Here is a 13,798-nt window from a genome sequence, read left to right as displayed (position 1 = left end):
ATTATTTTTTTTACATATATAACTTATAAGTTATAACTTATAACTAATAACTTATAAAAAAATAAAAGTTAAGTTATAAGTTATCAATAACTTCCTTACTTTTTAAGATGTTATCAAAGTTATTTAGCTCAATTATTGCAGTATCTATCTTTTTTAACAAATTCAAGTCCAGTGTACCTTCACCCAATGTAATATGCTGATCTTTAACACCATCATTATCGTTTAAATGACAATAGCTAATATTTTTTAATTCAAGCATTTCTTCTATGTTTCCACATGTGTTTCCGTGACCGGTATCGATTGTCAAACTGCAGCCGGTTGCTTCCTGAATCATTTCGATTTCTTCTACTGTATTTCCCAGAAATTTTCCCCGGACAGGCATGTTTTCTACTGAAATTTCCACATTGGTGTTGTCAATGATTTCTCCAACACTTTCTATAGCTATTTCCAATGCCCATTTCCTTAGATGAGGTTCGTTTCGACCTATGATTCCCGGATGAACTGTTATTGTGTTTGCATTAATACTTTCTGCATATTGTCCACAGTGAATCATTTGCTTAACACTTTCATTTCTTATTCCCTTGTTCAGGCTTGCAATATTAATGTCTACCGTAGCCGCATGCATTCTCATGTCAATGCCGCAGTCTTTAAATTCACCGTTGTCCTTTTCAAAGAAAGGTCCTTCTGCAAGAATTTCAATTATTTCAAATCCATGTTTTTTAGCTAAATCGATGATGTCATTGTTAGGTTCCATAAATAAAGCCAGTGTTGTAAAACCTAGTTTCATATTTATATATTAGTAATGTAAATATAATAAGTGTTTACATATATCAAATTTTGACATAAGGTGAAATATGACAGATGAAAATTTTGATTATAGTCAAACTAAATTAATAAAGCATTTCTCCAACGGATTAACTCGTAATTTGATATTATGGATCATTTCCAAGGAAAAAATCCATGGATATGGGATTATGAAAAAGTTAGATGAATTTTTTGATTTTGGCGAGTTGGACTGCGACATCAAAAATACGTCTAGCAAAGTCTATCCGATTTTGAGAAAAATGGAAAGCAACGGCTTAATCGTTGGTGAGTGGGATATTAATGAAAACAATAAACGGGTAAAATATTACACTATTACAGATGATGGTTTGTTGATTTTAGATCGTATTGGCCTAGTCATGAGGTCTATAGTAAATAACCCCACATGGTTAATGTTTTATAAGGATATGGCTGGAGTTGAGATTAGCTATGAAAAACGCAATAGAAACCAAGAATCTAACAAAAATTTACAACAATAACTTTACAGCTGTTAATTCTCTTAACCTTGAAATACCTGATAAGACAATTTTTGGAATGTTGGGCCCTAATGGAGCAGGCAAAACTACAACAATCAAAATGCTTACTTGCCTTATACAGCCAACTTCCGGTCAGGCTACTGTTGGCGGATATGATGTTCAGAAAAATCCGGATGAGGTAAGAAACCTTTTGGGAATGGTTCCTCAGCAGGTTAGCTTATACAAGGACTTAACCGTTATGGAAAATTCGCAGTTGTGCGCTGATTATTACGGTGTTCCTAAAGATGAAAGGGATTCCCGTATTGAGGATTTAATGGAGCTTGTTGATATCAAGTATGCAAAAGACAAAAGGGTAGGTCAACTTTCAGGTGGTCAAAAGCAAAAGGCATCCCTTGTAGCCAGTTTGGTTCACAGGCCGGAAATTTTGTTTTTGGATGAGCCAACAATTGGGCTTGACCCAACTACAAAGCGTACTTTATGGGATCTGATTAGGGAATTGAATGACAGTGGACACACAATTATTTTATGTTCCCATGATATGCATGAGGTTGACATGCTTTGTGACAATGTTGGAATCATCAACACAGGCAATCTTGTTGCTTATGACACTCCACAGGGTCTTAAGGATGCCCTTTTGGAAAGCAATAAGCAGGAATTGACAAGTGCTTTAAGCAAGATTTCCGAAGAGGATGAAAGCATTTCATCAACCGAAAGGGATTTGGAAAACCTCAGTTTAAAAAAGATGTCAGTACTTTTAAATAATCAGGAAGACAGTATAATAGAATCCATTAAGCAGTCAAGCCATGTTAAATCTTTTGAAATCGCCCGCAATGGACGTATCAATTTAAGGATTGACAGTTTTGATGATATGGCAGTTCATAATGTATTAAGAGATATTATCTCATCAGGAGGTATCATTAAGTCAATTTACACTGAAGAGCCTTCCCTTGAAGATGTATTTATTAAATCAACATCAGAGGTGATTGAAAATGATAGAGCCTAATAAATTCTGGTGGATGATTAAAAAGGAATTGATTTCTCTTAAAAGGCATCCTGCAAGATTAGTATCCATTCTGGCATTTCCAATAATAATGATTCTGCTTTTTGGATATGGAATGGGTGGAGAAATGACAGACCTTCCGATTGTTGTCGTTTCACAGAGTGACGGTGATTTGACCGATTTGACTCTTGATACAATCAAGTCTACAGAAACCTATCATGTTGTTGAAGTGATAGACAGTCTAAGCGATGGAAAACAGCGTGTTGATTCGGGGGAGGTTAAGGCAGCCATCATACTGCCGCCGGATTATGATTCGAATTCGACTCAACAGAAGGGTGTAACGCTTTACATTGATTCGTCCGATCAGATGGCATCACAGATTATTGAATCATCCACTCAAGGTATATTCTACAGGCTGTCCAACATGGTTGCTTCACAAACTAGCGTTTCCACCCAGGATGCAAACATAACCCCTTCTTTGGGCCATTCATTGAACAATTTCAAGGATGACATTAGCCTTCATATCAACAGGATTTATGGAAACATCAAATACATTGACTTTTTGGTTCCTGCAATTTTGGGAATGACAATAATGATGAGCTGTATGATGGGAATGGGTTCCACAATAGCAGGTGAAAGGGAAACTGGTGAACTTGCCAGGCTGTTCATGACTCCAACTTCAGTTGCTACTGTTATCGGAGGAAAAATTGCAGCAAAATTACTGATTGAATTGGTAAGGGCTCTGATATTGATATTCATGGCTGTATTATTATTTAATGTCAGCATTAAAGGCGGAGTTCTTCAAACATTTATTGTTTTGGTGATTGGTGCTCTGTGTTTCGTTGGATTCGGTATTATGCTTTCGGCAAGAACATCCACTCAGGAAGATTATGCCCAGGTTTCACTTCCGTTTTCAATGCCGATGATGTTCGTTTCAGGTGTATTCTATCCGATTGAGACCATGCCATGGATTTTACAGAAATTGGCATATATATTCCCATTGACTTACTTGAATGATGCTATGAGGGGAATAATGCTTAAAGGACAAACCTTAGGTGATGTATGGATCGATTTGGTTGTTCTTTTAGGATTTACATTATTGTTCTTTATAGTGGGAGTTAAAAGATTTAACAGAGATGTATAGGAGGTTTAAAATGTATAAGAAAGTATTGATTGGGTTAATTATTTGTATTTTATGTTTATCTCCAATAGCTGCAGAGGATTGGAATTCTTTTGCTGGAGATGTTAATCACACTGCCTACAGAGATGAAAGTTCAGATTTTGTAACTAATCTTTGGACATTCAATATGCCGTCTCCTGTTCATTCATCTCCTGCAATTTACAAAGATTATGTATATATAGTTTCAAATGATGGAATTTTAAAAGTCATCGATATGGAAACCGGTGAGGAGCAATGGGATTTTGATTTGAAAGCAAAAACCAATTCATCTCCTATAATTCATTCTAATATTCTCTATATCGGAACTGATGAGGGCCTTAAGGCTATAAACATCAGCAGCCATGAATTGAAATGGGATTATGACTGCGGCAATGTTGAATCCACTCCGTTTTTCTATAAGGATGATATTTATTTCGGAAGTGATGACGGTCATTTGTATGGACTGGATAAGAATGGTAAAGAGGTTTTGGATAAAAAGTTGGATGGCGAGCTCAAATCATCCCCGATTGTTGTTGACGATTCAATCTATATAGGTTCAACCAACGGAAAATTATATTCTGTTGGTACAGATAAGGACAAAAATTGGGAATTTACCACAGGTGATGAAATCTTATCTTCCCCTACTTATGTAAATGATAGTGTTGTTTTTGCATCAAATGACGGAAGCATATACTCTTTAGATGAGTCCAACGGTGATTTAAACTGGAAAGTTGATTTAAACAATAAAGCTATATCTTCCCCGACCGCCGATGAACATGATTACAATATTTTCATAGGTTCTGATGAGGGTAACATGACATGTCTTGACTCACGTGATGGAACCGTCAAGTGGAGTCATTCCATTGGAAGTCCTGTTCGTTCAACAGCTGCTCTTAAAGACAATCTAATTGCATTTGGATGTAATAACGGTTATCTTTATGTTCTGAATAAATACACAGGCATTGAAGAGTTTACATACAATCCCGGAACAATTCTGTTTAATTCAGCTATTACTTCATCTCCTGTTATCAACGGCAACAGTTTGATTTTTGCTGATGACGGTGGAAATGCATATTCCCTTAACATCAACAAATATGAAGTTCCTTTATCAATGCAATTGTATTATTCCCTTGGCGTTCTGATAATTTTAATTGTTCTAGCTATTGTCATTGTTAAAAAGGTAAGGGGTAGAAAATGATTTTTACCTTTTACTTTTAAATAAATTTATTTATTTTAAGGTGGAAGTAATATTATGAATGAAATGGAAAGTCTCAAAAATGAAAATATGAATTTAGCCGAAAAGATTTATATTTTCGATACAACATTAAGGGATGGTGAGCAAACACCAGGTGTTGCCCTTACAGTCGATGAAAAGATTCAGATTGCTCAAAAGCTCAATAATTTAGGTGTCGATAAGATTGAGGTTGGCTTCCCGGCATCATCTAAAGGTGAAGTGGAATCCGCCAAAAAGATAAGATCAATGGATTTGGATTCAACTCTTGTCGGATTGGCACGTTCACTAAAAAATGATATTGATGCCGTTTTGGATGCCGATTTGGAATATGTCCATACTTTTATAGGCACTTCCCCCTTGCATCGAGATTATAAGCTTAAGATGGATAAGGACAAAATTATCGAAACAGCCGTTGGCGCCGTTGAATATGCAAAAGACCATGGCCTTACTGTAGAGTTTTCTGCTGAAGATGCTACAAGAACTGAAAGAGACTTTTTGTTTGATGTTTACAGGGAAGTTGTTTGCGCCAAAGCTGACTTTTTGGATGTTCCGGACACTGTTGGTATCCTTACACCTGTTTTGACACGCGAACTTATTACAGACATTAAAAACAATTTCAAAACTCCAGTCAGTGTTCATTTTCACAATGATTTTGGACTTGCAACTGCCAATACTCTGACAGCTATTGAATGTGGTGCAAATCAGGCTCACGTTACTGTCAACGGATTAGGTGAAAGAACAGGGAACTGTTCACTTGAAGAGCTTGTCGTTACTCTTAAAGTTGCCTATGGCATTGATTTGGGTCTTGATACTACAAGACTGTACAGTTTATCCAATCTCGTCGGTCGTTTTACCGGTGTTAAAATGCCTGTCAACAAGCCTATTGTAGGCGACAATGCATTCGCCCACGAGTCCGGTATTCATGTTCATGGAATCTTAAACAATTCTTCTACTTATGAACCGATGTCTCCTGAGATGGTTGGCCATTCACGAAGGATAGTTTTGGGAAAACATACTGGTGCCAATTCATTGAAGTCAAAACTCAAGGAATATCACATTGATTTAAATGAAGAACAGTTCTGTAAGGTTTTTGATGAGATAAAATCTTTAGGCGATAGCGGAAAATGCGTCACTGATGATGATTTGATTGCTATAGCTATTACCGAGCTTTCCTCAGCACGTGAAACACCAATTGTCATTAAAGGCTTAAGCATTTCCATGGGTGCTAACGTTTCCCCTACCGCTACTGTAAAGTTGGAAATTGATGGTGAGGAAAGTGAAACTGCAAGTACTGGTGTAGGTCCAGTTGATGCCGCTTTAAACGCTATCAGACAACTCATTCAGGGAACTATGGATATTGAACTTGAAGAATATAATCTGGAAGCTATTACAGGCGGTACTGATGCATTAGCGGAGGTATTTGTTATCAGTTCTGATTCACACGGCAACAAATCGACCGGAAGATCAACCAATCAGGATATTGTCATGGCAAGTATACTTGCGGTGTTGGATTCTATCAACAAATTATTGCTAATACAAAGAGCACAGTAGTTTAATTTTTTTTTAAAATCTTAGTTAAATTTTTATTTTTTTCTTATTTTTTTGGATTTATTCAATTTTTTCCCAATTTTATCATTTTTTTTTATCAAAATTAAATAATTATATTATTATTATCAATTTTTAATCAAAAAATTCTTATTTGTTTAATATAATTTTTTAAATTTATGTAAAATTTTATATACATTGGATTACTAATAATTTAATTGGTGAATTAAATGGAAAGTAATACAATTTTTGTTGGTAGCAAACCTGTTATGAATTACGTTTTAGCTGTGGTAACACAATTCAACGAAGGTTCCGATAGTGTTTTACTTAGAGCTAGAGGAAAAGCTATTAGCAGAGCTGTTGACACTGCTGAAATTGTAAGAAACAGATTTGTACCTGATTCCGACGTTACTGATATTCAAATTTCAACCGAAGAAATAGAGAATTATAACAGTGAAAAAACCAACGTCTCCATAATAGAAATTTTAATTGAAAAGAGTGAATAGCTCTTTTTAATCAAATTTCTTTAATACATTTTTTTCAAATAGATATTTGGAAAGTAGGATATTTGATGTTCCCTTTCCGCAGGCTTTTGTATTTCCTTTTTTTATTGCCTTCATAACGCTGTCAATATCTTTTTCACAATCGACTAAACTGTAGCAGTCACCAACAAATTTATAATAGTGGGCATCACTCGCACCCAATTCTGAAATTTGTTCAGTTTTTGATAATTTTTTTGCTTTACCATTACAATATCCTACTATGAATCTGGCGTTTTTTGTCTCGATGGCATCTATCTTTAAATTTTTATAGTCGGTTTTGTGAAGAAGGCCGTGTCTGTAAAAACAGTATGGGTGTGGTATAATTGCAAGGCCTCCTAAATCATGAATTCTGTCAATAGTATCTTCAGGTGATAAGTCACGAGGTATGTTTTCCTCACACCCAAAACCAAGAATATGGCCTTCACTTGATGAAATTTCTATAGATGGTATGGCAAGTATATCTGTATTCCTTGTTTTTTGCATAACTTCGCTGGTTCCATCAACGGTATTGTGATCGCTTATGGCAATAATGTCAATGTTTTCATTTTTTGCAACTTTTAGTATATCATCTATTTTCGAATGTGAATCAGGTGAGTATTCACTGTGAATGTGGGAATCCATTTTAAGCATATTATCTTCCTAAAGCTGTTTTTATCAAACCGACAGTACCTGTCATCATCACATCTCCTCCAGGAGCTGCGTGATGCCAGTCCAGATTTGTTTTTTCAATAAGTTCTCTTTTTGGTCCACTGACAATGACCTTTTCAATTTCTGATATAGGATTTAATACATGTGCGCCATGGCCGAAATCTTCATGAACCTCTTCATGAGTGATTTCACCGGATGCCAAACGTCTGATGTATCTTTCAAGAGATTCTCCGGTAAGGCTTGATGTGTGATGTTCAAACACTCCCTGGATTTTCCCGTTTTCTATTGATGCAGCTGTGGTATGGCCGTTTCCTATATCGATTACAATGTAACTGTCAAGCTGTTTGGCAACTTCATCAAAACACATTCCAGCTATTGAAGCAAATTTCGTATCCATTACAAGTGGTTCCTCTTCAATTCCTTCGCTTCTGACCTGTCTTCTGACTGCCTGCATTCTTGTGAAATATTCCGGAACCTCATTTTTGAAACCGAATTCCAATGGTGAAATAGGATGTGATACTTTTTCTCTTATTTTTTCAAATCTGAAGTCCCTGTCACCCATATTTTCATTATATCCATGATCCTGAACCGCAATAGCTATTTTATCAAAGTCAAATTCCAAATCATAGCCTAAAAGAAATTCTGATAATTTTGTAATGTTGATGTCTCCAAGGGTTATTTTTGTGTAATCCTTATAGTCTTTAGTTTCATCAGCTATTTCAATTCCTATTGCTTTTACCTGTTCTATGTTGTCCCGGATTGTTTTTGCACAAAGTGGTTCCATAACAACTTTATATCCTTTCTCCATATGTTCCAGGAGGGTTTTTTTGATTTTTCCCCCACCCATTATTTCCCCATTGAAATATATGTCATTTTCTATTTCCCTTATTTTTTGGGATATATACAGGTGTGGTGAAGGCAGGACCAGTTTTATAGAATTTTCCAGTTCCTTTTCAGTGTCATATATCATTATATCCTGTGTTCCGGTTCCGACATCAATAGCTAAAATTCTCATAGTTTTAGATTGTTTTTTATATTATTAATAATTAAAGTGTACATTTTTGTACAACAAAGCTTTAAATAGTACATTTAATTAATTATTATATATGACATACAAAATTGAATTATCATCAGATGAAGTGCCAAAGCAATGGTATAATATGCTTGCAGATTTACCTGTTGAACTTCCTGCACCTAAAAACAGTGAAGGAAAAGATCAATTATCATCCTTACAGATCGCTTTTACCAAAGCAGCTTTAGAACAAGAATTTGCAAGTGATCGTTATATAAGTATTCCAAAAGAAGTAAGAGAATTATATATGGAAATGGGTAGACCTTCTCCATTAGTAAGGGCAAATAAATTGGAAGAATATTTAAATACTCCTGCTAAAATTTACTTTAAAAGGGAAGATTCTTCCCCTACCGGTTCCCATAAGTTGAACTCTGCAATCCCTCAGGCATATTTTGCTAAAAAAGAGGGTGTTGAAAGATTAACCACCGAAACAGGTGCAGGCCAGTGGGGTACTGCTTTATCACTGGCGTGTAACCTCCTTGATATAGAATGTACTGTATATATGGTTAAGGTTTCTTTTAACCAAAAACCTGACAGAAAAAATATCATGAGCATTTATGACAGTAACGTTTTTGCATCCCCTAGTGAAAATACCAAGGTAGGCCGTGGAATTTTAGCTGAAAATCCAGATCATCCGGGTTCTCTTGGTGTAGCTATTTCCGAGGCCATGGAAGAGGCTCTAGAAAATGACAATGTCAAATACTCTCTTGGAAGTGTTTTAAACCATGTAATGTTACATCAGACTGTCATCGGTCAGGAAATGAAGACTCAGCTAGAAATTGCTGAAGAGGAACCTGATGTCATGATAGCATGTGCAGGCGGAGGAAGTAATTTAGCTGGTTCATTATTCCCATTCATTAAAGATAAAATAGATGGAAATTCCGATACCCAATTCATTGCTGTAGAACCTAGTGCTTGTCCTACTCTAACAGAAGGATCCTATGAATATGACTTTGGAGATACCAATGAATTCACTCCTATGCTTAAGATGTTTACCCTAGGTCATGACTTTGTTGCTCCTTCAGTTCATGCAGGAGGTTTAAGATACCATGGAATGTCACCTATTGTTTCACTTTTAACCAAAGAAGGTTTCATAGAACCTAGATCTGCTCATCAAGTTGACTGTTTCAATGCAGGAATCACTTTTGCACGTAATCAGGGAATTGTACCTGCTCCTGAAACCACTCACGCTATCAAAGTTGCAATTGATGAAGCTCTTAAATGCAAACAAACCGGTGAAGAGAAAACTATTGTCATGAACTTCTCAGGTCATGGAATGTTGGATTTAAAAGGATATGCTAGCTATTTTGAAGGAACTATGCAAAATGCTAAATAATCCTTCTTATTATTTTTTTTGAATATTTTTACTTATAAGTTATAACTTATAATTTTTTATTCTTATAACTTATAACTAATAATTTTTAACTGTTAAGTGTTAACTTATATGTGAAAACAAATACTTTATAAGGAAGAAGTTATAAAATATAACTTATTTGTTAAAAGTTAGTTATGATAAGTTATTTCTTAAAACTTATTTTTTATAACTTCAAAGTTTTAACTTAAAACTTAATTCCTATCCCTTAGAAGTTAGAACTTAGAAGTTATTTCCCTTAAGTTTTCATTTAGAAGTAATAACTTAATCCTTTTAACTTATACTGAATAACTTATTTGTTATTCTTTAAACCTGAAACTTTTTAAGTTATTACTCATAACGGATAACTTAAAACTTACAATAGGAGAATTCTAATGAGTGAAGTAATTGCGGTGATGAATCAAAAAGGGGGCTGCGGGAAAACAACTACTGTTGTAAATACTGCGACATCCCTAGCGGTAATGGGAAAATCTGTTTTAGTTGTAGACATGGATCCTCAGGCTAATGCGACAACTAGTTTTGGGATTGATAAGACTAAAGTGGAAAATTCTATCTATGAAGCTATCATAGGGGATATAAATGTAAAAAAAGCAACAATTCCTACGTTTATTAAAAATTTGTTTATTATCCCAAGTAATATATCCCTTAGTGGTGCTAGCATGGAGCTTTCTCAACGTGAAAACTATCACATAATATTGAAAGAGACTCTAAAAGATGTTGTCCCATTATTTGATTATATATTCATTGATTTACCTCCTTCCCTTGGCGTACTTACTGTCAATGCATTAGTAGCTTCAGATAGTGTTTTAATACCTATCCAAGCTGAGTATTACGCATTAGAAGGTGTCGCTGATTTAATTAATACAATTAAATTAGTCGAAAAAAGACTCAGAAGCCCTACTCCAATCAAAGGAATTCTCCTCACACTCTATGATAAGAGAACCAGACTCAGTAAAGATGTTCACAAGGAACTTAAAAATCATTTCGCTGAATCAAATTTACTTTTTAAAACTATTATACCTAGAAATATCAGGTTGGCAGAGGCACCAAGTTTCGGTAAACCTTGCTTAATTTATGATCCTGACAGTACTGGTACAAAAGCATATCTTAAATTAGCTAAAGAAATTTTAAAAAGAGATGAGGAGGACCAATAAATGCCAAAGAAAGGCCTTGGAAAAGGATTAGATTCTTTAATCCCTAATTTTTATGATGAAGATTTCGACAGTAATTCTACCCAATCTCTTGAAGATATGTTAAATGATATTGAAGAGAAAACTCCTGATGAAGAAAAATCTAGTGAAGAGAAAAAAAATATATTCGAAGAACTAGAGGAAGAAAGCGGTAAAAAAGTTGATTCAACTTCCACTGGAGATGAAGAAAATGAAGAAGAGGCACCGGAAGAACTCCCAAGCGAAGAACCTGAAGAGGATGGTGAAACATCCGAAAGCATATCTGGCGATAACGGCGGTGAAGACAGCGTACAAACTTCACAAAAAATACAAGTAGACCCTTCTCATATAGAGGAAGTTAAAGAAATTGTCGATAAGAATCCAAGAATCACTCTTTGGTCTGCTAGATCTTCTGCGGTATTCAGGTATCTGCGTAAAACCGAACCGGAATTCAGTATTTCTAAGGAAGCTTCTACCTTGATTGATGAAGCAGTTTCTAAAAAATATCCCGAAATATGGGAATTGTTCGATGATTACTAATTAATCTATTTTTTTTATATTTGCCAATTTTTGATATATTTTAGATTATATTTAACAAAAAATTGTAGTCAATATATTATTTTAAAAATATATTGTAATCAAATTTTTTCTATTAATATTGTCAAATGTGCAATTTTTCTTTTGAAAATAAATTCTTTTATATGCAGAATAATTATAGTTAAATGCTATAAATCAAAAGTAGTTTGATATTGTCCGCTTATTTTAATGTATGGTTCTGCCCTATCCACTACAACGCCTAATTTTTTCAGCTGTTCTTTATTTGAAAATGGTAATTTTTTTCGAATAGAAATTATTTTTCTTGCAGATTTAACACCGATGCCGGGAACCCTAATCAGTTCAACAAATGGTGCACTGTTAATTTCTACAGGGAATATGTCCATATTTTTTGCAGCTAAAATTTTTGGATCCTGAGTAAGTGACAGCTTATCATTTTCATCAAATACCAATTCCTTTACCTTATAATGATAATCGTTAAGCAGACTGTCTGCATTATATAATTTTGCAGTTCTATCTGTGGAGCATGCTTCCTTATTGTCCAGTTCAGTTTCTGCAATTGGTGTAAATGCCGAGAAATATGTTCTTTTTAAATCAGATTTTTTGTATATTTTTTCCATTCTACTCAATATTTCCTTATCACTTTCACCGTTTGCACCTACAATCAGCTGTGTAGTATGGGTAGAATTTGGATATGTTGTGCTTTTATGCTGTAGAGAATTAATCCAGGAAAGCCTTTTCAATATATCTTTATTGTAATCCTTAGTAGATGATAGTTCAGCTAGGCCTGAAGGTGTAGCGGCTTCAATGTTTATGCTTACCCTATTTGCCAGTGCCATTGCCCTTGTAATGGAATCCTTGCTTGCTCCAGGCACAACTTTAAGATGTATATAATCATCATAACCATATTTGTTTCTCAGTAGATGAACTGTTTCTATCTGCTTTTCCATTGTAGAGTCTACATCTCCTGAAATCCCTGAACTTAAAAATAATCCGTTTACCAGTCCTCTATTGTAATATCCAAGAAATGCCTTTGCAAGCTCTTCCGGGGTTAGCTCAAGTCTTGTGAAGTTTCTTTTTGACTGGTTTATGCAATACTTACAGTCGTTTTTGCATTTGTTTGTCAGGAGTGTTTTAAAGAGAGGAATCTTACATCCGTTATGACCTATTGCTTCGTATATTCCCGGTAAGTTTACCTGAGAACTTTTGTTATGACTGACATAATCGCAGAGATCATACTGCGCTGAATCTGTTAAGATTTTCATCCTTTCCAATGTAGACATGATAATATTTATGTAACTTATATTAATTAACAATTCTTTTTGGAATATAATTTCATTTATATTGTAGATACTGATGTAAAATACTAGTTACATTTAAAATGAATATGTAATGTATTTTATACAGGAATTGATTAGATTAATATATAATATACAAAAATTTACTGAACAAAAAATCATTATTATTTTTATAAAAAATTAATAAAATATGTAAATTTATATTCATTGTTTAATTTTTTTAGTAAATTTTTGTTTTATTAAGTATAAAGATATTTGTTTCATTATATAAAAACAAAATTTAAATCGTAATCTTTATATTATACAATTTAACATAAATTAATATGCATATGTGTTTGGATTATAGCAGATATGATTAGGACATGTATGTTAATGAAAAAATTTGTTTGAAAATAGTATTAAATATTTGAAAAAACAGAAATTAGATGGCTTCCTGATTAATTTTGGGGAACTGTCGAAAGGCTTTTGACACATGTCTTAACCATGAGCAATTATGGTTCAGTTGTAGGACATATACCTAGTAAAAAAAGATCAATTAAATTTAGGACATATACCTAGTAAAAAAAGATCAATTTACTTTCTATTTAGTTAGGGTCCAAATATAATTAAATAGAAAGATTTGTAGGTTTACTTATCCTATAATAAGTAATCATTAATTTAATAATAACTATGCTATGTTATCCAGATATAGTACAGGCTTTTAGAGTCGGATCAGTTATTTTAAATCAATCAGGTTTGGTTTTTATATGGCTGATTTAGTTATTTTTTTTATTTTTTTAACTTTTTTTATCAACTTCAATGAATTATCTTCGAATTTTATAATTTTGTTTATGACATATAAATATAAAAATTTATATATGTTGAAAATATATATATCAATTGATACTTAAGACACTAATTTATTTA

Annotated in this window: 13 protein-coding genes; 9 read left to right on the top strand and 4 right to left on the bottom strand. The window is 33.9% G+C overall.

The window, feature by feature from the left end; genetic code table 11:
• Window positions 1-73: 73 nt before the first annotated feature.
• Window positions 74-787 carry a sugar phosphate isomerase/epimerase family protein gene (locus tag ACJMLH_RS01605; protein ID WP_405274187.1) on the bottom strand — a complete coding sequence of 238 codons (714 nt, stop codon included), beginning with the start codon at window positions 785-787 and terminating at the stop codon, window positions 74-76.
• Between the two features lie 67 nt (window positions 788-854).
• Between ACJMLH_RS01605 and ACJMLH_RS01600 the strand changes: the two genes are divergently transcribed.
• From ACJMLH_RS01600 to albA, 6 genes are all read left to right on the top strand, one after another.
• Window positions 855-1,301, top strand: a complete 447-nt coding sequence (locus tag ACJMLH_RS01600) for a PadR family transcriptional regulator (protein ID WP_405274186.1) — start codon at window positions 855-857, stop codon at window positions 1,299-1,301.
• On the top strand, window positions 1,252-2,301 hold the full coding sequence (locus ACJMLH_RS01595) for an ATP-binding cassette domain-containing protein (protein WP_405274185.1): 1,050 nt from the start codon (window positions 1,252-1,254) through the stop codon (window positions 2,299-2,301). The genes ACJMLH_RS01600 and ACJMLH_RS01595 overlap by 50 nt, the downstream gene beginning before the upstream one ends.
• Window positions 2,288-3,442 carry an ABC transporter permease gene (locus ACJMLH_RS01590; protein WP_405274184.1) on the top strand — a complete coding sequence of 385 codons (1,155 nt, stop codon included), beginning with the start codon at window positions 2,288-2,290 and terminating at the stop codon, window positions 3,440-3,442. Before ACJMLH_RS01595 ends, ACJMLH_RS01590 begins: the two co-directional genes overlap by 14 nt.
• A gap of 10 nt (window positions 3,443-3,452) precedes the next feature.
• Window positions 3,453-4,655: a PQQ-binding-like beta-propeller repeat protein gene (locus ACJMLH_RS01585; protein WP_405274183.1), complete on the top strand. Its 1,203-nt coding sequence runs from the start codon at window positions 3,453-3,455 to the stop codon at window positions 4,653-4,655.
• A 54-nt stretch (window positions 4,656-4,709) separates the two neighbouring features.
• The gene (locus tag ACJMLH_RS01580; protein WP_405274182.1) at window positions 4,710-6,242 is read left to right on the top strand and encodes a 2-isopropylmalate synthase; all 1,533 of its coding nucleotides are present in this window, start codon (window positions 4,710-4,712) and stop codon (window positions 6,240-6,242) included.
• Window positions 6,243-6,466: 224 nt separating this feature from the next.
• Entirely contained in the window at window positions 6,467-6,742 is a 276-nt protein-coding gene (albA, locus tag ACJMLH_RS01575) for a DNA-binding protein Alba (protein WP_405274181.1), read from the top strand.
• Window positions 6,743-6,748: 6 nt separating this feature from the next.
• Here the strand turns inward: albA and ACJMLH_RS01570 are convergent, their stop codons facing one another.
• Both ACJMLH_RS01570 and ACJMLH_RS01565 read right to left on the bottom strand, forming a co-directional pair.
• Entirely contained in the window at window positions 6,749-7,408 is a 660-nt protein-coding gene (locus ACJMLH_RS01570) for a PHP domain-containing protein (RefSeq protein WP_405274180.1), read from the bottom strand.
• Between the two features lies 1 nt (window position 7,409).
• The gene (locus tag ACJMLH_RS01565; protein ID WP_405274179.1) at window positions 7,410-8,441 is read right to left on the bottom strand and encodes a DUF1786 domain-containing protein; all 1,032 of its coding nucleotides are present in this window, start codon (window positions 8,439-8,441) and stop codon (window positions 7,410-7,412) included.
• Between the two features lie 91 nt (window positions 8,442-8,532).
• On the opposite strand from ACJMLH_RS01565, the gene ACJMLH_RS01560 reads away from it, so the two are divergent.
• The 3 genes from ACJMLH_RS01560 to ACJMLH_RS01550 all read left to right on the top strand — a co-directional run bounded on the left by ACJMLH_RS01560 (window position 8,533) and on the right by ACJMLH_RS01550 (window position 11,579).
• A complete protein-coding gene (locus tag ACJMLH_RS01560) occupies window positions 8,533-9,834 on the top strand; it encodes a TrpB-like pyridoxal phosphate-dependent enzyme (protein ID WP_405274178.1) in 1,302 nt (433 codons plus the stop codon).
• A 410-nt stretch (window positions 9,835-10,244) separates the two neighbouring features.
• Window positions 10,245-11,024, top strand: coding sequence for a ParA family protein (locus ACJMLH_RS01555; RefSeq protein ID WP_405274177.1), 780 nt, complete (start codon window positions 10,245-10,247; stop codon window positions 11,022-11,024).
• The gene (locus tag ACJMLH_RS01550; RefSeq protein WP_405274176.1) at window positions 11,025-11,579 is read left to right on the top strand and encodes an AAA family ATPase; all 555 of its coding nucleotides are present in this window, start codon (window positions 11,025-11,027) and stop codon (window positions 11,577-11,579) included. It begins immediately after the preceding gene.
• 185 nt (window positions 11,580-11,764) lie between these two features.
• On the opposite strand, the gene ACJMLH_RS01545 is transcribed toward ACJMLH_RS01550, so the two are convergent.
• Window positions 11,765-12,877 carry a radical SAM protein gene (locus tag ACJMLH_RS01545; RefSeq protein ID WP_405274175.1) on the bottom strand — a complete coding sequence of 371 codons (1,113 nt, stop codon included), beginning with the start codon at window positions 12,875-12,877 and terminating at the stop codon, window positions 11,765-11,767.
• Between the last annotated feature and the right edge of the window lie 921 nt (window positions 12,878-13,798).

The sequence above is a fragment of the Methanobrevibacter sp. genome (assembly GCF_045116495.1).
Lineage (GTDB): Archaea > Methanobacteriota > Methanobacteria > Methanobacteriales > Methanobacteriaceae > Methanocatella.
The sequence above is the reverse complement of the archived record's forward strand: the minus strand, read 5'-3'. Positions and strand labels throughout refer to the sequence as shown.